This window comes from Mucilaginibacter sp. UYCu711 (genome assembly GCF_050433825.1).
GTDB lineage: Bacteria > Bacteroidota > Bacteroidia > Sphingobacteriales > Sphingobacteriaceae > Mucilaginibacter.
In genome coordinates this window covers 785,084-807,768 of the sequence record NZ_JBNPWM010000001.1, presented here as the reverse complement: position 1 = coordinate 807,768, position 22,685 = coordinate 785,084, and the positions used below count along the sequence as shown (strand labels likewise).

Sequence of the window (22,685 nt, the reverse complement as noted above, 5' to 3'; positions counted from 1 at the left end):
GCATGACTACTATTATATCTAAACTACCCCAGGTAGGTACTACCATTTTTACCACCATGTCTGCATTGGCGGCAGAGGTTGGTGCAATAAATTTATCGCAGGGTTTCCCTGATTATGATTGCTCGCCCGAATTAATTGAGCTGGTAAACAAAGCCATGAAAGACGGCCATAACCAGTACGCCCCAATGGCTGGTGTAAAGGCCCTGCGCGATGAGATAGCCCGTAAAACAAAAAAACTATATAATGCCGATTACGATCCGGATACAGAAATAGCTGTTACTGCCGGTGGCACACAAGCTATATTTACCGCAATTACAGCTGTTATAAATCCTAATGATGAGGTGATTGTGTTTGAACCGGCTTTTGATTGCTATGCCCCGGCTATAAAGCTGGCGGGCGGTATTGTAAAGTCGCTGGAGCTGGAGCCTGCCAATAACTATCGCATTGATTGGGACATGGTTAAAAAGCTGATAAACAACCGTACCAAGCTTATTATACTAAACTCGCCGCATAACCCCACAGCTACCATATTGCACCAGGAAGATATTGATGCCTTAAGCGCTATTGTAAAACACCAGGATATATTAATATTGAGCGATGAGGTTTATGAGCATTTGATCTATGATGGCGAAGTTCATCACAGCATGGCCCGTTATCCCGAATTACAGCAGCGTAGTTTTATAGTCGCATCCTTTGGTAAATTATTGCATGCAACCGGCTGGAAAATAGGCTATTGCCTTGCCCCTGCTTATTTAATGCATGAGTTTAAAAAAGTGCATCAGTATTTGGTATTCAGTGTTAACTCGGCCATGCAGCATGGTATAGCAGAATATCTGAAAGACGAAAATATCTACCTGAACCTGCCATCCTTTTTTCAACAAAAACGAGATTATTTCAGGAAAGGATTAGGTGAAACTAAATTTGAATTACTACCTTCATATGGTTCTTATTTTCAGTCGGTTAAGTACGGACACTTAACATTGGAATCTGACACCGATTTTGCATTACGTTTAACCAGGGAAGCGGGCGTGGCATGTATCCCAACCTCTGCGTTTTACACCTTAGGTACAGATCATCGTGTTTTAAGGTTTTGTTTTGCAAAAAGGCAAGAAACTTTAGATGATGCCGTTAATAGATTGTTGGATTTTAAACTTTAAAGCAAGAAATCACGTATTAACTGCCGAACCCAAAAACTGCTATGGAAAATTTAAAGATCACTTTGTTTCAAGGATACCTTTTTTGGGAGAAGATCGACAAAAATTTACAAAACATAGGGCTGCGCTTAACCAGCATCCGCGAAAAAACAGACCTGATCATCCTGCCCGAAATGTTTAATACGGGCTTTACCATGAATGCCGAAGAACTGGCCGAACCTATGGGCGGTAAAACTATGCTGTGGATGCAGCAAATGGCCCAAAAATATGAATGTGTGGTAACAGGCAGCCTGATCATAAAGGAAAAAGGTAAATTTTATAACCGGTTAATATGGATGCTGCCCACCGGCAAATGTAACTATTACGATAAAAGGCATTTATTTGCCTTAGGTAAAGAACACGAAACCTATACCGCCGGAAAAGAAAAGCTGATAGTGGAGTTAAAAGGTTGGAAAATTTGCCCGATGATATGCTATGACCTGCGTTTCCCGGTGTGGATGCGGAACGTTGCCCCGGATTACGACCTGTTGCTGATAGTAGCTAACTGGCCCGAGCGCAGGGCGTTACACTGGCGCACCTTAATACCCGCACGAGCTGTTGAAAATCAAAGCTATGTTATTGGCGTTAACCGTGTGGGGCATGATGGTAACGAGGTTTACCATTCGGGCGACTCGACCTGTATTGATCCTAACGGGAATGTTGTTTATTATAAACGTGATGAAGAGGATGTGTACACCTTCACCATTAATGCTGACGAGGTTATAAAAACCCGTCGCACCTTACCTTTTTTAAAGGATGCTGATGATTTTAACCTAATTTCATAGTAAAACCGATTGCGATCTAAAGTCCGTTTAATCAGGAGGCTCCTACCGGAGCCGGGTATTCGCTTTTCCTTTCTATAAACAGGTTGCTCCTGCGGAGCTGAAAGTGCCTTGTTTATAGCAGAATCTAATGTTTATAATTCAGTATGGAATTAAAGTTCACCCTTATAAATAATCCACCTTTTTTACAGCTAATGGATTACTTCTAAACTAAAAACGCTCAGGCTCCGGAGGAGCTTAAAGTGCTTTGGTTACAGCAGAGTCTAATGTCGTAATATTCAGATGGAATTAAGTTTCACCCTTATAAATAATCTACCTTTTTTACAGCTAATGGATCACTTCTAAACTAAAAACGCTCAGGCTCCGGAGGAGCCCCGTGTTTATAGACAATTAAACATCAAATTTAGGGCTCCGGCGGAGCCTCCTATTAACTAATTCATCTTTAAACTAATTTCCTGTTTATAAATCTGTTAACTTTATTAATTTTATAACTTAAATTATAGCTTAGTAAAGTGATAAAGATCCCGCGTATTTTACTTTTAGTTAGTCTGGCTTTTTTTAGCCTTACTCTATCGGCTCAAAAGAAAAAAGATTATACACCCTACGTCGACCCATTTATTGGTACCGGCGGCCATGGCCATACTTACCCTGGTGCGGTAATGCCCTTTGGCATGGTGCAGTTAAGCCCCGACACCCGTTTAGAAGGCTGGGATGGCTGTTCGGGCTATCATTATACCGATAGCGTGATTTATGGCTTCTCGCACACCCATTTAAGCGGCACCGGCATTGCGGATTATTGCGACATCTTATTCATGCCTACCACCGGCACACCTCAGTTTAAAAACACAGCTTACAGCTCGCCGTTTAAAAAGAAAAATGAAATAGCATCGCCGGGTTATTATAAAACCAGGTTGGATAAGTATGATATCGGAGTTGAATTAACCGCCACTACCCGTGCGGGTATGCATCGGTATAGCTACCCTTCGTCGCAGGAAGCAAACATTATAATAGACCTGCAACACCGCGACGAGGTGTTAAATTCATGGATAGAAATTATTAATGACCATGAGATCCGCGGTTATCGCGAATCAAGAAGCTGGGCTAATGATCAGCACGTTTATTTCTACGCCAAATTCTCAAAACCTTTTAAGAGCTATGGCATAGCGGTTAACGATGTTGTACAGGAAGGCGTTAAAAAGGCTGACGGAAAAAATATCAAACTGTATATCCGGTTCAATAATCCCGGCGAGGTAATATCAAAAGTGGGGATATCAGCAGTAAGCGCCGAAGGGGCCTTGAAAAATCTGGATGCCGAAATGCCTGATTTCGATTTTAAAAAAGTACAAAAAGCAGCAAAAACAACCTGGATAAATGCCCTGGCAAAAATAGAAGTTGAAGGCGGCGCTCCCGAACAACCGGAAGAGCAGGGAGGTGTGGACCTGCAAATGTATAATATGCGCCATTCTGAAAAAAAACCAAAGGCTATCGACTATGGTAAAATAAAGCGAACCGAATTTTATACCGCATTGTATCACAGCATGTTATCCCCTAACATCTATAGCGATGTTGATGGCCAGTACCGTGGCATGGATCAAAAAATCCATACTGCCGAAGGCTTTGATTATTATACGGTTTTTTCTTTATGGGATACCTTCAGGGCCGAGCATCCGCTGCTTACGCTGATAGATAAAAAACGCACGCTTGACTTTATAAAAAGCTTTTTGGCTATTTATGATCAGCAACATTTATTGCCAATATGGTCGCTGGCATCAAACGAAACTTATTGCATGATAGGTAATCATGCTATCCCGGTAATAGTTGATGCCTATGCAAAAGGCATCAAAGATTTTGATGCCTTAAAAGCTTTAGATGCCATGAAGACATCTGTAAACCGTAACCAGTTTGGTTTAGTTAGCTACGGTACGCATGGATTGGTATTGGCTGATCACGACAAAGAATCGGTATCAAAAACATTAGAATATGCTTATGATGACTGGTGCATTGCCCAGTTTGCAAAAATGCTGAACAAGCCGGTTGACTATGCAGCCTACACACAACGCGCCCAGTATTGGAAAAACGTGCATAATAAAGAGAATGGTTTTATGCAGGCGCAACTTAACGGCGACTGGTTTAAGCCCTTTAACCCTACCGACGTAAATGATAACTATGTTGAGGGTAACGCCTGGCAGTATACCTTCCTGGTTCCGCAGGATGTTAGCGGGTTAATGAACCGCATGGGCGGTAAAGCAACCTTTGCAGCCAGGCTGGACGAACTTTTTACAACCAGCGCGAAGTTAACCGGCAAAGAAACGTCTGATATAACCGGGCTGATAGGCCAATACGCGCATGGCAACGAGCCAAGCCACCACATAGCTTACCTGTTTAACTTTACTGACGATGCGGATAAAACGCAGTTCTTTATTAACAAGATCCTTGACGAACAGTATACCGATAAGCCGGATGGCCTGGCGGGTAATGATGATTGCGGGCAAATGTCGGCCTGGTATGTACTGAGTTCATTAGGGATCTATAATATCGCGCCGGGTCAGCAACAGTTCCAGGTTGGTTTACCGCAGTTTGGCAAAGCCGTTATCAACCTTGAAAATGGCAAAAAGTTTACCATCATTAATGAAGGGACATCCGTTACCCGCAACAACATTTATTTGCAGGGGATGAATTTGAACAAGAAATCGTACAACAAGCTTTATTTGGATTATAACGATATAGCCAATGGCGGCGAGTTTGAAGTTTACAGCGGCCGTTTACCCAATAAAATGTTTATGCAGGACCTGGAGAAATCAACATCAAGCATAACTGATAACCTGATAACTCCCAACCCTGTTATTGTGCTGTTACAAACATTTGCACCGCCAACGCAGGTAGCTATAAAAAGTAATGATATCGAGCCAAATACCATTTATTACACAATTGATGGCAGCGCCCCTACTACATCATCAACAATATATACAAAGCCAATACCGGTTACAGCAAAAATGATAGTTAAAGCTATCGCTGTTAAAAATGGTAAAGCCAGTTTTGTAACCGAAGCTAAATTTTAAGAACTTACCTATGGCCTACGACGAAAAACTTGCCGACCGGATAAGAGAAGCCCTTGTTGAACATGGTTTAACCGATGTTGAGGAAAAGAAAATGTTTCGTGGCATTTGCTTTATGGTTAATGGCAAAATGTGTGTTTGCGCCAGTGCTGATGAAATGCTTTGCCGCATAGGCCCGGAGTATAAAGAAGCGCTGGAACTGAATGGTGTCCGCGGTATGATCCGCAACGGTAAGGCGCTTAAAGATTTTGTTTTTGTAGGTGCCGATGCTATGAAAACCAAACAACAATTTGACAGCTGGATACGCAAAGCGTTAGCTTTTAATAAATTTGCCAAAGCAACCAAAAAGTAGAGATGCAATATTTTGCGTTTCCGTGAATAAGCGTTAAAATTTAACTGTTAAAATTGCGTTGTTACATAATTACAAACCGGCTATGATTTTGAGCCAATAATTTTACATCTTTACCGCATGTTCAGACGTATAAAAAACCGATACCTACGATACTTTGCCATATTTATCTACGCTGTAATTATCTTCTTTTGTGCTATAGAGTTAAACTTCCTTTGGCTGTTTGGCTACTCGCCGGATATGCAGGATATTAAAAGCCCCAACATGTCTGTCGGCTCACAGGTTTATACTGCCGATGGTAAGCTGATTGGCGAATACTACCGCGAGAACCGTTCGCCGGTTGAATATAAAGAGATCTCCCCCAGCCTTGTACACGCGTTGGTAGCTACCGAGGACGTTCGTTTTTACAAACATGGCGGGGTTGATTATTATTCGTTTGTTACCAGTATGGTATCAACTTTTAGCGGCGATAAGCGCGGCGGCAGTACCATTACCCAGCAATTAGCCAAGAACCTGTATTCTACCCGTAAACGGAAATCGCAGGGGTTATTAAGACATATACCAATTTTACGCACGTTGATATCAAAATGTAAGGAATGGTTAACGGCTTATAAAATTGAGCATGTTTACAGCAAGGAAGAAATACTTGCCTTATACTTAAATACCGTACCATTTGGTTATAATTCGTTCGGGATTAAAACGGCTACCTTAAAATTCTTTGATAAAACGCCCGATGCGGTTACCCCTGCCGAAGCTGCTACTTTAATAGGCATGCTTAAAGGGACAACAATTTACAACCCTATAAATAACCCTGAACGTGCAGTAGAACGCAGGAATACGGTACTGAGCCAAATGGAGAAGTATGGCTATTTAAAGAAAGCCGAGTTTGATACTTATACCAAATTACCCATCGGGTTAAACTTAAGTTATGTAGAGAATGACTCGCATGGCGATTCGTATATCCGCGAAGCGGTTGAGCGCTGGTTAAAAAAGTGGTGCAAGGATAATGATTATGATCTTTACGAGGATGGATTGAAGATTTACACTACGATAGATTCGCGCTTACAACAATATGCCGAAGAGGCAGTAGCCGAAAAGATGAAGATGCTGCAAAAACGTTTTGACAATATCTGGGGTACCAAAAACCCGTGGCGCGATTCGAAAGGTGTTGAAATAAAGGACTTTTTACTAAAAGCCGAACAGCATTTACCTATCTACAAGCTATTGGTTAAAAAATACAATGGCGATACCCTACAGATAAAACAGTATTTCGAAAAACCCAAACGCATGAAAGTGTTTACGTGGAAAGGTGAAAAAGACACTACCTTCTCAAGCGTCGACTCCATAAAATATTACACCCGTATTTTAAATACGGGCATGATGACGATTGAACCATCAAGCGGAAAAATTAAAGTTTGGGTGGGTGGTATCAATCATAAATACTTTAATTACGATCACGTTAACCAGTCAAAACGCCAGGCGGGTTCAACCTTTAAGCCATTTGCCTACTTAACGGCGCTGGATAACGGCTTTACCCCCTGCGATAAGTTTACTGATAAGCCGGTATCTATCAAATATAACGATGGCGGTAAAGACCAGGTTTGGGAACCCAATAATGCAGATTTTAGATTTAGCTACCAGGAAATGTCGTTACGTTGGGCAATGGGTAAATCTGTAAACTCCATAACTGCCCAGGTCACCGAAAAAGTGGGTTGGGATAAGATTGTGCAGTATGCGCACAAAGTGGGTATAGAGAGTCCGTTAAAAGCGGTGCCTTCGGTGTCGTTAGGGTCAAATGATGTATCGGTTTATGAAATGGTGCGTGCTTACAGCACTTTCCTTAATAAAGGCGAAAAGATAGAACCATTATTAGTTACTAAAATAACCGACCAGGATGGTGTTACCCTGCAGGACTTTGTTTTAAAATCCGAACGCGTTATAAGTGAAGAAGTTGCCTGGTTAATGTTGTATATGTTTAGGGGCGGTATGGAAGAGCCGGGAGGAACATCGCAAGCATTATGGGAATACAACGGCTTATGGAAGAAAAACAACCAGATAGGCGGCAAAACAGGTACCTCGTCTGATTATGTTGACGGCTGGTATATGGGTATTACCAAGGATTTGGTTACAGGCATCTGGGTTGGTGCCGATGATCGCAGCGTACACTTTACTACATCTGAAAGTGGTGAGGGGTCGCACACAGCATTACCAATTTTTGGTAGTTTTATGGAAAGGGTTTATGCCGATCCGAAATCAGGTTATACTTATGGCCCGTTCCCAAAACCGTGGAGCAAGATCACAAAAAGCTATGATTGCCCGTCGCCAAGGATCTCGACAGATACCTTAGCTACTGATAGCCTGGACATGCCGCTGGACACCTTAAATGGCTTCCCTGCTCCTGATAATCAACCACCTGGGATTAATCCCTGATAAAAAGATTAAACGGATTTATTAAATTAGCACTTATTTATTAAGATATATGCATAATAATTACCTAAACATAAGCAAAGCTAAAAAGTATTTATTTGTTGCAACTTGTTTTATTGGCCTGCTATTTTTTAGTCAGTTTGCTAATGCGCAATATTTTGGGCAAAATAAGGTTCGCTATAAGAACCTGGACTTCAAGGTTTATAAAACACCGCACTTTGAGATCTACTATTATTTAAAAAATGATAGTATGATAAAACGCTTTGCCCAGGAAAGCGAATTATGGTACACATTACACCAACAGGTGTTCAGGGACACTTTCAGGAAAGTTAACCCTATTATATTATATGCCAATCACCCCGAGTTCCAGCAAACTACGGCTATTGATGGTGATATAGACGTGGGTACCGGCGGTATTACCGAAGGTTTAAAGAACCGTATAGTAATGCCGGTGATGGAAAATAACCAAATGACGCGGCATGTAATTGGTCACGAGTTGGTGCATGCTTTCCAGTACCACCTTTTATTGGGTCATGAAGAAAACAATTTCGAAAATATAAACAACCTGCCGCTATGGATGATAGAGGGTATGGCCGAATACCTGTCGTTAGGTAAAAGGGACTCGTATACGGCTATGTGGATGCGTGATGCCTACTTAAATCACGATATACCTACCGTAAAGGATTTAACTGAAAGCAACAAATACTTTCCGTATCGTTATGGCGAGGCGTTCTGGAGCTTTATAGGCTCTACATATGGGGATACGATTATCACACCCTTCTTTAAAAATACTGCCCGTTACGGGCTTGCTTATGGCATCAGACGGACTTTCGGTTACGATGATAAAACATTATCGCGCCTTTGGAAAAACTCGATAGAAAGCACTTATAAGCCTTTTTTAAAGGATACCGTACAAAAGCCGGTTGGCCAATTAGTCATCAGCGATAAAAACTCAGGTAAAATGAATGTTGCCCCGGCTGTTAGTCCCGATGGCAAGTACCTGGCATTTCTATCAGAGAAGAATTTATTTACTATTGATCTTTTCCTTGCCGACGCCAAAACCGGGGTCGTCATAAAGAAACTCACCAGTAAAGTGTCCAACTCGCATGTCGACGAATTTAACTTTATTGAATCGGCAGGCGCCTGGTCGCCCGACGGGAAGAAATTTGCATTTAGTGTATTTAACCGCGGGCGAAACCGGATGTTGGTTGTTGCAGTACCAAGCGGCAGGATCGTGCAGGATATCTCTATGGAAAAGGCCGAGCAGTTTAGTAACTTATCATGGTCGCCAAGGGGTGATGAAGTTGTTTTCCAGGGGTTATCAGAGGGTCAGGTTGATCTTTACTTATATAATTTTAATACCAAAAAGGTCACCCAACTTACCAATGATAAATATTCCGACTATCAGCCAAGCTTTTCGCGGGATGGCAAAAAAGTAATTTTCTCGAGCGACAGGACTACCTATGATCGGGTTACATCACAGGATATCACCTTTAACCTGGCAGAATATGACCTTACTACAGGTAAAACCACTGATATTAATATCTTCAACGGCGCTAATAATTTAAACCCGCAATACTCGTCAGACGGTACGCAGATTTATTTCCTGTCTAACCGTGATGGTTTCCGTAATATGTATCGCTATACAACAGCTAACGGTAAGATCGAACAAATGACCGACCTGTTTACCGGGATATCGGGTATAACTGAATTTTCGCCGGCATTGAGTGTATCGGCCAATAACGATATTGTTTATTCGTATTACCGCTCTCAAAAATATTCGCTTTATAACGCAAAGGCTTCCGAGTTTACCCCTACTACAGTTGGTGGTAACGATATCAATTTTGATGCGGCTATGCTGCCTCCTGCACGTGCAGTTGGGGTTGACCTTATCAACTCGAACTTAAGAAACTACCTGGCTTATCAAAAAATTCCCACCGACTCCATTAAAACTATCCCATACAAGCCGCAATTTAAGTTAGATTATTTAGCAAGCAACGGAATAGGTGCATCAGTAAGTTCGTATGGTACGGGGCTATCCAGTGGTGTGCAGGGTGTTTTTAGTGATATTTTAGGCCGTAACCAAATATATGCCGGCTTAGCCGTAAATGGCGAGGTGTACGATTTTGGCGGACAGGTAATTTATATTAACCAGCAGGGCCGGTGGAACTTTGGCGGCGGGATTTCGCATATACCTTACCAGTTTGCTACCTATAACCTCGTGGCTACAAACCATACTTTCGGCAGTACAACCATTCCGGTTATAGAGGAGCGTTATGATATTATCCGGATTTTCCAGGATCAGCTTTCATTGTTTACCTCCTATCCTATTTCAAAAACTACACGTGTTGAAGTTGGTACCGGGGCCTCACAATTTTATTACAGGGTAGACAGGTATAGCACTTATTATGATAATGCAGGTAATTTTCTTGATTATCAAAAAAACCATATCTCAAACGACGATTATAACAACGACCCGTTAAATGGCGGTAATTACTTAAAATCGTTCACTGTTTACCAGTTAAGCACCGCGCTTGTTGGTGATAATTCATTTTTCGGTGTGGCTTCGCCGCTTAATGGCTTCCGTTACAGAATTGAGGCTGAATATAATTTTGGTACTTATAAATTCTTTGCACCAACAATTGATGTGCGCAAATATGTACGTGTAGCCCCGGTTACATTTGCTGCACGGGCATATGGTTACGGGCGTTTTGGCAACTCTAACGGTTTATACCCGTTATATATAGGCTACCCGTTCCTGATCAGGGGTTATGAGGCGCAGACTTTTTATCAGGGTAACGGCAAACCAAGCAACGGTTTTACCATAGACCAATTATCAGGTACACGCAATGCTGTAGCCAATTTCGAAGTAAGGTTGCCTTTTACCGGGCCGGAGAAGCTATCTGTAATAAAATCAAAATTCTTATTTTCAGAGCTTAACTTCTTTTTTGATGCGGGTTTAGCCTGGAACGCCGGAAACCAGGTTAAGTTTCAATTGGCACCTGATAAAACAGGCACAGATACTTTCGGCAATAGTGTTTATAACCCTAACCAACGTGTACCCGCATTAAGTACCGGGATCTCTTTAAGGGTAAATGTTTTTGGTTACTTTGTTTTAGAGCCTTACCTGGCGCTGCCTATTAATCGTAATGATGTTAATAAGCCAGTATTTGGGTTTGGTTTTACGCCGGGCTGGTAATTACCTAAACATAACCTTACATTTTGAGTTATATATTAATGATGAGAAAAACCATTTGTTTAATTGGGCTACTATTATTTAATTACGTTTTACTGGCACAAAATAATACCACGCAAAAAACAGATTCGCTAAATAAATCAACTTTTAAAAATACTGACAGTTTCAAAATGCTGTCCAAAAACGATATAGTCACCAACATCTCCGGTGATACAGAATACAGTACTTTTAACAGGCTTATCCAAATTACCGGTTTAAACGAAACGTTTAAAAGCAAGGGCCCTATAACGGTATTTGCGCCAAACAACCAGGCATTTGCTAATCTTTCAAAAGGTAAACTGGATACGCTTTTAATGGAAGAGCGCAAATACGACCTCATTGCCTTAGTTACTTACCACGCTTTAGCGGGCATAGTTAAGGCAAAAGATATTGCACATGCCATAAGCGTTGGTAAAGGTACAGCCAGCTTTATTACAATTACCGGTAGTAAATTAGTAGCTAAGTTTGATACTAACCATAATATTATATTGGTTGATGAAAATGGCGTGCAAAGTATTGTCAGTAAATTTGATGTAAAGCAGGAGAATGGCTTAATACATCTTATTAATGGTGTGTTGATACCCCAATTCAAGAATATATAACCTGTCAACTGTATGACAAACCACGCAAAATATTATTACGTATTTAGTGTTATAAATCTAAAAATCTATTAAAAATGAAAAGATCAATTTTAGCGATAGCTATATTATTTGCAATGACAACATTTGGTTGCCAAAGCAGCAATGGGCAGGTTAACCAAAAAAGGTTAAGTAAACCTGCTGCCGAGTGGAAAAAGGTATTAAACGCTAACGCCTATTATATTATGGTTGAAAGCGGTACCGAGCCACCTTTCCATAACGCGTATTTCAACAATCACGAAAAAGGCGTTTACGTAAGTGCAGCTACCGGCGAGGTACTATTTACATCAGATGACAAATATGAAAGCGGAACCGGCTGGCCAAGTTTTGTTAAACCGGTGGACGCTAAAAAAATTAAAGTGGTAACTGATAACAGCAGCGGTATGAGCCGCGACGAAGTTATAGAAGCCAGCACCGGCCTGCACCTGGGCCATGTTTTTGACGACGGCCCTGCTAACAGAGGCGGTAAAAGATATTGCATGAACTCTGGCGCTTTAAAGTTCATTAAAAAGTAACAGACGTACGGCGGTTATTAATTGACGGGCGTAATTGCGGCCTGCTGCGTAACCCGCTTTCAAAGTTTAAACCAATGGTCAGATCTACCCAATCAGGGTTAACAGGTCTGATCATTTTTTCTTTTTGAGGCCTGGTATAAGTACTTACCGTTTTAAAGCGCTCCATTGCCATTTCTTCAGAGTTTATCTCTTCAAAGTATACTAATCTATTTAGCTGTTTAGAGCTATCGAAAAACAAAGTAGGCATATCGCCATAAAATTTTAACGTCTTTAATAAGTCTGAGCAAAGGCCTACATGTAAGTTATTGCGGTTTCTGTCGGTAATAATGTAGATAAAGCGTTTCATGTTTAAAATAAAAATTTGCTGGTTAAAAAATAATTACTAATTTTATGAGCATAAAAATACTAACTATTTTAGCAAAAGCAAATTTTATGACAAAAATTTCTTCAAATATTAAATTTCTTAGGAAAAAGAAAGGCCTTACACAGCAACAGTTTGCAGATGAGGTAGGTATAAAAAGATCATTGGTGGGCGCTTACGAAGAAGAAAGAGCCGAACCTAAATATGATTTGCTAAAAAATATAGCATTATTTTTTGATATCACCGTTGATGATTTTATTAATGAAACCATTGACGATAAATTTTTAGCCAGGCCAAAGCCTAATGCAGGTGGTTTGCGCGTATTAAGTATCTCGGTTGATAAAGAAGATAATGAGAATATTGAGATGGTGCCGTTAAAAGCAAGTGCTGGTTATATGAATGGTTATGCCGATCCTGAATATGTGGCGCAGTTACCTAAGTTATACCTGCCTATGTTTAAGCAAGGCACTTACCGGGGCTTTGAAATAAAAGGCGACTCTATGCTCCCACTGGTATCAGGTACTACTATAATAGGTGAGTATGTTGAAAACTGGGGCGATATAAAAGCTGCCGAAACCTATGTTGTTATTTCAAAAAATGATGGTGTTGTATATAAACGTATTGGTAACAAGTTTAAGGATAACAAGAAACTAAAGCTGGTGTCAGACAACCCGGTATATGAGCCTTACGAAATTAATGGCGAAGACATATTAGAAGTGTGGAAAGCCAAGGCATATATTTCAACCCATCTGCCTTTACCGACACCTGAACCTACTATGGAAAGCCTGACAAATATGATGGCCCAAATGCAACGGTCTATATCAAAATTAGAAGGCAACAATTAAGTTACATAATATGCTTTAAACCTTAATCATCTATCTTTATCAAAACACCAAACATTAAACAGAGAAAGAAAATGAAAAAGGTATTATTAGTAGTCGCCTTTGTATTAGGCGTTAGTGCAGTTAGTTTTGCACAAGGTGGTGGCAGAAGAATGAATCCTGAGCAAATGACAGCCAGACTTAAAGATTCGTTATCGTTAACTACTGACCAGGTTGCAAAAGTGACTGTAATTTTTGCAGCACAGGCAAAATCTCAGGATAGCTTAAGAACAGCAAATGCAGGTGGCGACAGAGCGGCTATGAGGCCGGCACAAATGGCGTTAAGAAAAGCTACTAACGAAAAAATAACAGCTATTTTAACCGCAGAACAGGCAGATAAATATAAAAAGCAGTTAGCTGCCCAGGCTGCAAGACAGCAAAACAGAAATTAATTTTTCAAAAACGTAAGGAAAGCGATCTTAGGATCGCTTTTTTTGGTTTTATACTAATAGCGCTACGGCAACATTTAAGTTACACGCTTTATATTAATTCATATTCGTATATCTTTATAAAAACAAGACCTTATATTTATATAACCAAACAACAAACCTCAGAAAGAAAATGAAAAAATTATTATTAGTATGCGCGCTCGTTATTGGCGTTAGCGCGGTAAGTTTAGCACAAGGTGGCGGACAAAGAAGGACTCCAAAAGAGCAAGTGGAGCAGTTAAAAGAAAAAATTGCAGGTATAACAGATGATCAAACTGCTAAACTGACTGTAATTTATACCGATGCCGCTAAAAAACGCGATAGCTTAATGACTGCTGCAAGAGATGCCGGTGGCGACAGAGCTTCAATGATGGCAACCTTTATGAAATTAAATGCCACAAATGATGCAAAAATTAAAACTGTATTAACTGCTGACCAAGCTACAGCTTACCAAAAAATTGCTGACGAGCGTGCTGCTGCAATGAAAGCACGTATGGCAGGTAACTAATTTAAAAATTAGCTAATAAAGAAAGCCCCGATAACCGGGGCTTTCTTTATTTTAGCTAAAATTTTTATACTTGATATCAGCAGCAAACTTTATAAAGAACAGGCTCGCAGAAAGACAGCAAGCCGGTAGCTACAGGACACTAAAGCCTGAAAACACACTTATTGATTTTTGCTCGAACGATTACCTGGGCTTTGCCCGTTCATCAGCCTTAAAAAATAAAATTGATAAGGAACTCAATGATCACCCAAATCTAACCGGATCTACAGGTTCAAGACTAATATCCGGCAACCTGGATTATACCGAAACCTTAGAGTACGAAATCGCGACTTTATTTAAAGCAGGGGCAGGACTGCTCTTTAATTCTGGCTATGATGCTAATGTGGGTTTATTATCATCATTACCACAGCGTGGCGATACCATAATAACTGATGAGCTGATCCATGCCTCAATAATTGACGGGGCACGCTTAAGCCACGCCAACCGCTATACCTTTAAACATAACGACCTGATTAGTTTAGAAAGCAAGCTACAACACGCCAAAGGGGTTTGTTATGTAGTAATTGAGAGTATCTATTCTATGGATGGCGATACCCCTCCCCTTGTAGAGATATTAAATTTGACTGAAAAATATGGTGCAAATTTAATAGTAGATGAGGCACATGCGGTGGGTTTATATCAAACAGGGATTGTTACGCAGTCCGGATTACAGGACAGGTTTTTTGCACGTGTAATCACCTTCGGAAAAGCATTGGGCTGCCATGGCGCAATTGTACTGGGCAGTAATGCGTTGCGACAATACCTCATTAATTTTGCACGGTCTTTTATTTATACTACCGCCGCACCTTTTCACCAGCTTGCCTGTATACGGATGGCTTGCAACGAATTACAACATGCAGATGAGCAAATAAATACACTGAGAAGTAACATTAATTTATTCAGGCAAACCATTAAGTTATCCGCAACAACTCCGTATAAATTAATTAATAGCGATAGTGCAATTCAGTGCATCCTGTTAAATAGTAATCAAAAGGCTATTGAAGCAGCCACTTATCTGCAGGGCCAGGGGTTTGATGTTCGTGCTATACTAAGCCCCACCGTACCTTTGGGCAGTGAAAGAATAAGAATATGCCTGCACGCGTTCAATACAAGTGACGAAGTTGGCTTATTAGCCAATAAAATTAATAACCTGTTAAATGAGTAAACCATTATTTATAACCGGCATAGGCACGGATATAGGCAAAACCGTTGTAGCTGCGATTTTAGTTGAAAGCCTTAAGGCCGATTATTGGAAACCCATCCAATCCGGCGATCTGGATAATAGTGATACTATTAAAGTAAAGAACCTGGTATCAAATAGCCGGTCTGTGTTTCATCCCGAAGCTTATCGGTTAACCCAACCCTTCTCGCCACATAAATCTGCAGATCTTGATGGGATAGTAATTGACCCTTTACAGCTTATCCTGCCAAAAACTGATAACCAATTAATTATTGAGGGTGCTGGTGGTTTAATGGTACCATTAAATAATAGCTTTTTAATGATCGACCTGATACAACAATTACATGCAGAGGTTGTATTAGTTGTAAAGCATTATTTGGGAAGTATTAACCATACGCTATTATCGTTAGACGCTTTACGAAGCAGGCAGATCCCATTAAAAACTATAGTTTTTAATGGGGACAGTGACCAATATTCAGAAGATGTGATCCTAGCTTATGCCAAATGCAAAGCCATAGCTATCCCAATGATTAATGATATTAGTAAAACAACAATAGCTAATCAGCATATATATTTATAAAAACGGTTATCATGAAAAATATCGCAGTAATAGGTTCAGGCACAATGGGCAACGGCATTGCACATACATTTGCGCAGCATGGTTTTGATGTATCGTTAATTGATATTAATACGGCAGCTCTGCAACGTGCTTTGCAAACGATAACCACTAATCTTGATAAACAAATAAAAAAAGGCACTATAACCGATGGGTTAAAAACCAACACCTTAAGCAAGATTAAAACTTATACTGACTTAAAACCAGGCGTTGAAAATGCCGAATTGGTAGTTGAAGCGGCTACCGAGAATGAGGAGATTAAACTAAGCCTGTTTAAACAATTAAGCGAGCTGTGCAGCAATACCACGATACTGGCTTCAAACACATCATCTATATCAATAACACAAATAGCAGCTGCAACCAAAAATCCGGGTAATGTAATAGGCATGCACTTTATGAATCCGGTACCGTTAATGAAACTGGTTGAAGTAATAAAAGGCAAACAAACCACGCAACAGGTAACAGATGTTGTGATGGAGTTAGCCAAACAGTTGGATAAAACACCTGTAGAAGTAAATGACGCGCCTGGATTTGTGGCAAACCGCATTTTAATGCCGATGATTAACGAAGCCATATACACCTTATATGAAGGAATTTCGGGCGTTGAGGAAATAGATACGGTAATGAAACTGGGCATGTCACACCCGATGGGCCCGCTGCAATTGGCAGATTTTATAGGGCTTGATGTTTGTTTAGCCATAATGAATGTACTTTATACAGGGTTTGGTAATAATGAAAAATATGCACCCTGTCCCCTGCTTATCAATATGGTGGATGAAAAAAGCCTGGGGGTTAAAACGGGGAATGGGTTCTATAAATACACGCCGGAAAGCAAGGAATTGGTGGTGGCTGACAGGTTCAAAACGCTACTAAAATAGACGTTTAAAATCCTAATTTTCAATAAATTAAAAGGATAATTAGAGCTAAATGACATAAAAAAAGGGGATATACTAAATTAGTATATCCCCTTTTTTTATGTACATGTGAACAATTTTGCAACTACTTTAACAATTTATACGTAATAGTCACAGTTGAAATTTTCTATTGCGAATAAATAATATTGTTGAGTTTGAATTAATTAAGTGATATAACAATAATGGTGTTTTAATATCTGCTTTTTATGTTTACATTTAACGATAGTCGATGTCTTTTTAAAATGCGCCAAGTATTTCCTGCGTTTAATTATAAAAAACGCTATAATATCCACTTAAATTTTCTTTCGGGAAAATGGATATTAAGTTGCCTTTTATTGCTATTATTTTCTTCCCGGATTGTATTAGCTGAGGGCAGTAAAGAGTTAAATTCAAATGGTGGCGCCCGCGCCTTTCTTTTATCAAGTACGGTAAGTAATTCTTCTTTCCCTTTCCCTACGTTAGGTACTATGAAGGTTTATGTAAAAGTGGGCGAAACCATTTATTTAGGATCGAGTGCGCAAGGATTCGGGTCCGGAACTATGAATTTAAGAGCGCCTGATGGCACTACTTATACAAGCGGCAATTCTACTACAGTTGGCTTAATTGCAAACATAAGTAAGGAGTCAGCGGGGCCGCTTCCTAATGCAGGTGGCTTCACACCTTACACCCGTACCGTTACCGCAGGGCAGGAGGGTGTTTGGGAAATAGACTTTATAGCGCCCAGCCAGGATAATAGTTCAGAAGGGAACCCGACTACTATTGGTGCAAACGGCAATTGGGCCCAACCCTCCGGATCATTTATTGCGGCATTTGATGTATCTGTGCGTAATACGGCTAATACAGCCTTTTTATCGGGCAGGGTGTTTACCAATATATTTTCGGGGCAATTGAGTTCCTTTAACGTAGGTTTCAATGGTATTTTTTATATACTTACTAAAGATGGTTATCAATACAAACTTGATAATAATGGGCAGGCGGGAAATGGTTTTTCGTTTTTTGTAAATAATAAAGGGTTTAGAGGCGCTTCGGGTGCTGCAAGCTATCAAAGCATAAATAGCTCTAATCCTAATGTTCAGGATCCAAGAATAGTTGATACGCAATCAGATATTACGCATAAAATATTTTTTAATCCCCCGGCTGCCGATCTTCCGGCAACTGCAATTACGCCGGGTGGCAGCAGTACCTGGCTGGTTAACCCGCCGTTTATACCATCTATAAGCAACGCCAGTTTTACCGGAACAGAGGGTACAACAGGTAAAGCAGGAACATCACCATTAGGAGGTACTATTAATTTTACAGCTACGGCAAATGGAAGCTACACCATAATTATTGATGTTAATAAGAATGGAGTATTTACTGATCCTATTGACAGGAAGTTGTCAGGCACATCCGCCTCGGGCGCGAATGCTATACCCTGGGATGGTTTGGATGGCTTAGGAAATAAATTACCCGCCGGCGCGGTAAGCTATCCCGTAAATATCAACCTTTCGTTATTTGCTGCGGAAGTCCATTTTCCATTTTTTGATGTAGAACGCAATGTTAACGGAATAAAATTAACCCGTATCACGGGGATTAACAGCCCTGATAATACAGTTTATTGGGATGATAGCCAAATTCCTGTAGCGGGCGGCACACCCTCCTCGCCTATCACAAACTTAACAGGGATTAATAGCAATATCAATGGGCATAAATGGGGCACTGCAACCCTAACCAATACTGACAGTGACTTTGGTAATAACCGGAGTATGGATACCTGGGCTTACGTTACCAACGCCCCTTTAAACACTACAGTTAACTTTCTAATACAAGAAGCAGATCTTGAAATGACGAGCCTTGTTTCGGATTTAGCCTCAGGCTGTGCCGGGCAAAAAATTAATTATACCGCTACTGTTAAAAACAATGGCCCAACTGATGTTAGCGGCGCCATATTTTCATTTAGTTTTCCAGCCGAGTTAACAAAAGTAACAGTAACCAGCGTTGCGGTTACCGGGACGAGTGCTGTAACAGCAGAAAACACCGCGGCCAACCTTTATACTGCTAAACTTGATCTTCCAAACGGATCAACAAGAACTTTTAATATTACAGGAACGGTTAGCACTGCCCCAGCTGCCACACTTGATGTAGCAGCCGGCATTTTACGCCCGGCAGATGTTACTGACCCCGACGCGACGAACCCTGACTCTGCAAGCCCTAATGACCCGGGTGTAGAGTGCGACTCTTCCCCATCAGGTGTTGGTTGTAATAATATTAAAGTTTCAAACACTCCTTTTTTAGCAGCGCCTGATGCTGGTGCCGACCAGGTAGCAGAGAAAAATACGATAGCAACCATAAAGGCTAACACAAACGGCACATGGACGCAATTAGGCATTACACCATCAATAGCAAATATTAATGCTCCGGCAACTGCCTCAACAACGATATCAGGTTTAACTGCACTTGGGCCTTATAAATTTATTTTTACCAACGCCAATGGTTGCACAGATACTGTCGCGGTTAACGTTACTTCATCAACAATAGATGCGCCTAATGTGTTAACACCAAATGGCGATGGACAAAATGATGTTTTGATAATACCTGGTATTGAGTATTTCCCGGGGAGTAAAATAGCGGTATATAACCGCTGGGGCAACGAGGTTTATCATTCAGACAATTATAAAAATGATTGGGCCGGATTAGGCCTCGCAGAGGGTACTTACTATTACCTGATTAAACGCAAAGAAACAACCGGAGAAATAAAAGTTTTTAAAGGGTGGATATATTTAAAACATTGAGATGAAGGGACTAAAAAACTATATCCTATTGATATTGGCTTTTGGTTTAAGCAAAAGCCATGCACAACAAACACTACAATTAAGCCAATATATTTTTAATGGATTGGCTGTAAACCCGGCCTATGCCGGTTATAAAGAAGACTGGACGCTTAATTTAAGCAGCCGGCTACAATGGGCAGGCGTTGATGGAGCACCTAAAACAAGCTCCCTGTCAATTGACGGGGTTACAAATTCTGACAATAAAACTATTGGCCTGGGTTTATTAGTTAATAACGACAGGCTTGGCCCCGAAAATAATTCATCAATTTATGGTAATTATTCCTTTAGGATCCGGCTAAATAATGATGATTCGCAACGCCTTTGTTTTGGCGTAGCTATAGGTGCAATAGTTTTTAATATTGACGGTTCTTTATTTAATACAGGGAATGTTACAGATCCAAGTATTTCTTCAGGCGTGCAGAATAAACTTGCTCCCGATTTTAGGGTGGGTATATATTACTACTCACCAGTATTTTATCTTGGGCTGTCCGGCCTTAACATGGTGCCTGATGCATATCCGGACCCCGTTTCAATATTTATAAAGCAGGTTAGAACATATTATTTAACCACTGGTTTTATTGTACCTATATCAGATGCCGTTAACTGGAAGCCCGCATTTTTAATTAAAGAAGATTTTAAAGGCCCTACAAACGTAAGTGCCGCTACTTATTTTTTATTTGGGAACCTGATATGGGTGGGTGCCTCATATACTACGGGCGTACAGCTTTGGAAAAAAGCCAGTTTACAATCTGACTTAAACCGTACTGATGGAATTACCGGGGTTGTGGCAGTAAACATAACGCCGCAATGCAGATTTGGATATTCATATGATGTTGGAACAAGCAAATTAGCCGGCTATCAAAGTGCATCGCATGAAATTTCTTTTACATATGGCTTTGGACGTGCAAAGGGAAGAATATTAAGTCCGCGTTATTTTTAAGGAAATTAGTTATTTTTAGGGAATTATATGAAAAAAATAACTACGCTTGTTTTATTAACCATTGCCTTTTTAACACACGTTACCGCCCAGGAGCAACTTAATAAAATGCAATTGGCCGATAATCTTTTTGACCGGTATGAGTATTTCAAAAGCGTAGCTATCTATCTTGATCTTGCGAGTAAAAACAACGCGAAATTCCACGCTGTTGAAAGAGTGGCGGATTGCTATCGTTTAATGAATGATTATGAAAAAGCAGAAGAATGGTACTCAAAAACAGTTGCTTTTGCAGAAACAAACGCTATCGATCATTACTACTACGCCGAATTATTATTACGTAATAAAAAATTTGATGAAGCGCGTGAGCAATATAAGACTTACTATGCTTTAGAAAATTCAGATCAGTTACCATTTAAGTTAGCTGCCTGCGATTCTGCTCAGAAATGGATAAAATCACCGGTGGACCTTTTTACCATTAAAAACGAGCAAAAGTATAATACCAAGTTTTCTGAATGGGGCCTGAATTATGCAGGTAAAACGGCTTTTGTATTTACGTCTGACAGGTTTGAGGATGATAAAAAAAACAAAAAGAAGGTTTCTAACCGCACCGGCGATGGTTTTTTTAAGGTGTATCACAACGAGGGTGATATCATTACGCCGCTTGAATTAAAGACCAAAAACAGCCCCATTTTTGATGCGGGCTATCATGTTGGGCCTATGGTGTTTACCAATTCGGGCGACACTGCATATTTAACCATTACTACTACCCTGCCAAAAAGCAAACTGGCAATTGATAACGACGCCAGCGGTATACAACAATTGTATACCCGCCGCCTTGAATTAGTTATCGCATTTAAAGTAAATGGCCAATGGTCTAATTTTAAAAATTTCAAGTATAATAACTTAAAAGAATATTCAGTTGGTCATGCCACACTTTCTAATAATGGTAATGTAATATATTTCACCTCGGATATGCCCGGTGGCGAAGGCAAGACAGATATCTGGTATTGCGTTAAACAGGCAGACGGCGAATGGGGAGAGCCGGTAAACTGTGGTAAAATTATTAACACCAAAGATGACGAGGCCTTCCCCAATTTAAATGATGATGGCACCTTATATTACTCATCAACCGGCTTACCGGGAATGGGTGGTTTGGATATTTTTAAATCAAGAGGCGAAAAATCAACCTGGGCTAAACCCGTAAACTTAAAATATCCTGTTAACAGCACCAGCGATGATTTCTATTTTATAACACACGATAGTTTAAGTGGCTATTTTTCATCAAACAGAGAAGGCGGAAAAGGAAATGACGATATTTATAGCTTTAGTTATACACCTCCTCCACCTATTTTAAGCGCAGCTTTTTCTAACAAAATGCTAAAGCCGGCTTTATCGGCTACACCGCCGCCTGCACTGCCTGCATCTACTATATTAACGTTAAAAAAGGGCGAAGGCTTTATCCTTAATAACATCTATTATGATCTTAATAAGTCTGATATCCGTGCTGATGCAGCGATTGAGCTGAATAAACTGGCTGAGATTTTAAGGGAGCATCCCTCAATACGTATAGAGGTTGGATCGCATACAGACGCACGTGCTCCATCGGCCTATAACTTAACCTTATCAAACAAAAGAGCCGCCGCTGCGGTTAATTTCCTGGTAAGGCATGGTGTTGCACGCAACCGTTTAGTAGCGAAGGGCTATGGTGATACTCAGCTGCTTAATCAATGCAGTAAAGGCGAATATTGTTCAGAAGCGGATCACCAGGTAAACAGGAGAACCGAAATACATATTTTAAGCAGGTAGCACAAAAACGCTC

18 protein-coding genes are annotated in these 22,685 nt (G+C 40.4%); 17 read left to right on the top strand and 1 reads right to left on the bottom strand.

The genetic code is table 11. The annotated features are described in order from the left end of the window. The first annotated feature begins 2 nt into the window (after positions 1-2). The 8 genes from ABIB50_RS03660 (at position 3) to msrB (ending at position 12,195) form a co-directional block, all read left to right on the top strand. Positions 3-1,157 (top strand): methionine aminotransferase, encoded by a 1,155-nt coding sequence (locus tag ABIB50_RS03660; protein ID WP_429377346.1) that lies wholly within the window; start codon positions 3-5, stop codon positions 1,155-1,157. Between the two features lie 41 nt (positions 1,158-1,198). Continuing rightward, complete coding sequence (locus tag ABIB50_RS03655) at positions 1,199-1,978, top strand: amidohydrolase (protein WP_429377344.1); 780 nt, start codon at positions 1,199-1,201, stop codon at positions 1,976-1,978. Positions 1,979-2,487: 509 nt separating this feature from the next. After that, the gene (locus ABIB50_RS03650) at positions 2,488-5,034 is read left to right on the top strand and encodes a GH92 family glycosyl hydrolase (RefSeq protein WP_429377342.1); all 2,547 of its coding nucleotides are present in this window, start codon (positions 2,488-2,490) and stop codon (positions 5,032-5,034) included. Positions 5,035-5,044: 10 nt separating this feature from the next. Further along, positions 5,045-5,383 (top strand): TfoX/Sxy family protein, encoded by a 339-nt coding sequence (locus tag ABIB50_RS03645; protein ID WP_429377340.1) that lies wholly within the window; start codon positions 5,045-5,047, stop codon positions 5,381-5,383. A gap of 117 nt (positions 5,384-5,500) precedes the next feature. After that, a complete protein-coding gene (locus ABIB50_RS03640; protein ID WP_429377338.1) occupies positions 5,501-7,810 on the top strand; it encodes a penicillin-binding protein 1A in 2,310 nt (769 codons plus the stop codon). A gap of 49 nt (positions 7,811-7,859) precedes the next feature. Continuing rightward, positions 7,860-11,006, top strand: a complete 3,147-nt coding sequence (locus ABIB50_RS03635; RefSeq protein ID WP_429377336.1) for a tolB protein precursor — start codon at positions 7,860-7,862, stop codon at positions 11,004-11,006. A 38-nt stretch (positions 11,007-11,044) separates the two neighbouring features. Further along, positions 11,045-11,644 (top strand): fasciclin domain-containing protein, encoded by a 600-nt coding sequence (locus tag ABIB50_RS03630; protein WP_429377334.1) that lies wholly within the window; start codon positions 11,045-11,047, stop codon positions 11,642-11,644. 74 nt (positions 11,645-11,718) lie between these two features. Beyond that, positions 11,719-12,195 carry a peptide-methionine (R)-S-oxide reductase MsrB gene (msrB, locus tag ABIB50_RS03625; protein WP_429377332.1) on the top strand — a complete coding sequence of 159 codons (477 nt, stop codon included), beginning with the start codon at positions 11,719-11,721 and terminating at the stop codon, positions 12,193-12,195. Here msrB and ABIB50_RS03620 read toward each other — a convergent pair. Continuing rightward, complete coding sequence (locus tag ABIB50_RS03620; protein ID WP_429377330.1) at positions 12,185-12,541, bottom strand: GIY-YIG nuclease family protein; 357 nt, start codon at positions 12,539-12,541, stop codon at positions 12,185-12,187. The two genes, msrB and ABIB50_RS03620, sit on opposite strands and share 11 nt — an antisense overlap. 86 nt (positions 12,542-12,627) lie before the next feature. On the opposite strand from ABIB50_RS03620, the gene ABIB50_RS03615 reads away from it, so the two are divergent. From ABIB50_RS03615 to ABIB50_RS03575, 9 genes are all read left to right on the top strand, one after another. Beyond that, complete coding sequence (locus tag ABIB50_RS03615; protein ID WP_429377328.1) at positions 12,628-13,401, top strand: XRE family transcriptional regulator; 774 nt, start codon at positions 12,628-12,630, stop codon at positions 13,399-13,401. 71 nt (positions 13,402-13,472) lie between these two features. Beyond that, a complete protein-coding gene (locus ABIB50_RS03610; protein ID WP_429377326.1) occupies positions 13,473-13,829 on the top strand; it encodes a hypothetical protein in 357 nt (118 codons plus the stop codon). A gap of 169 nt (positions 13,830-13,998) precedes the next feature. Beyond that, positions 13,999-14,373 carry a hypothetical protein gene (locus ABIB50_RS03605; RefSeq protein WP_429377324.1) on the top strand — a complete coding sequence of 125 codons (375 nt, stop codon included), beginning with the start codon at positions 13,999-14,001 and terminating at the stop codon, positions 14,371-14,373. 70 nt (positions 14,374-14,443) lie between these two features. Beyond that, the gene (locus ABIB50_RS03600; protein WP_429377322.1) at positions 14,444-15,574 is read left to right on the top strand and encodes an aminotransferase class I/II-fold pyridoxal phosphate-dependent enzyme; all 1,131 of its coding nucleotides are present in this window, start codon (positions 14,444-14,446) and stop codon (positions 15,572-15,574) included. Further along, positions 15,567-16,169: a dethiobiotin synthase gene (gene bioD / locus ABIB50_RS03595; RefSeq protein WP_429377320.1), complete on the top strand. Its 603-nt coding sequence runs from the start codon at positions 15,567-15,569 to the stop codon at positions 16,167-16,169. The genes ABIB50_RS03600 and bioD overlap by 8 nt, the downstream gene beginning before the upstream one ends. Positions 16,170-16,180: 11 nt before the next feature. Continuing rightward, positions 16,181-17,083: a 3-hydroxyacyl-CoA dehydrogenase family protein gene (locus ABIB50_RS03590; protein ID WP_429377318.1), complete on the top strand. Its 903-nt coding sequence runs from the start codon at positions 16,181-16,183 to the stop codon at positions 17,081-17,083. Positions 17,084-17,361: 278 nt separating this feature from the next. Continuing rightward, positions 17,362-19,890, top strand: a complete 2,529-nt coding sequence (locus tag ABIB50_RS03585; RefSeq protein WP_429377316.1) for a gliding motility-associated C-terminal domain-containing protein — start codon at positions 17,362-17,364, stop codon at positions 19,888-19,890. A gap of 1 nt (position 19,891) precedes the next feature. Further along, positions 19,892-20,869 (top strand): PorP/SprF family type IX secretion system membrane protein, encoded by a 978-nt coding sequence (locus ABIB50_RS03580; protein ID WP_429377314.1) that lies wholly within the window; start codon positions 19,892-19,894, stop codon positions 20,867-20,869. A gap of 27 nt (positions 20,870-20,896) precedes the next feature. Beyond that, positions 20,897-22,672 (top strand): OmpA family protein, encoded by a 1,776-nt coding sequence (locus ABIB50_RS03575; protein ID WP_429377312.1) that lies wholly within the window; start codon positions 20,897-20,899, stop codon positions 22,670-22,672. Positions 22,673-22,685 lie beyond the last annotated feature (13 nt).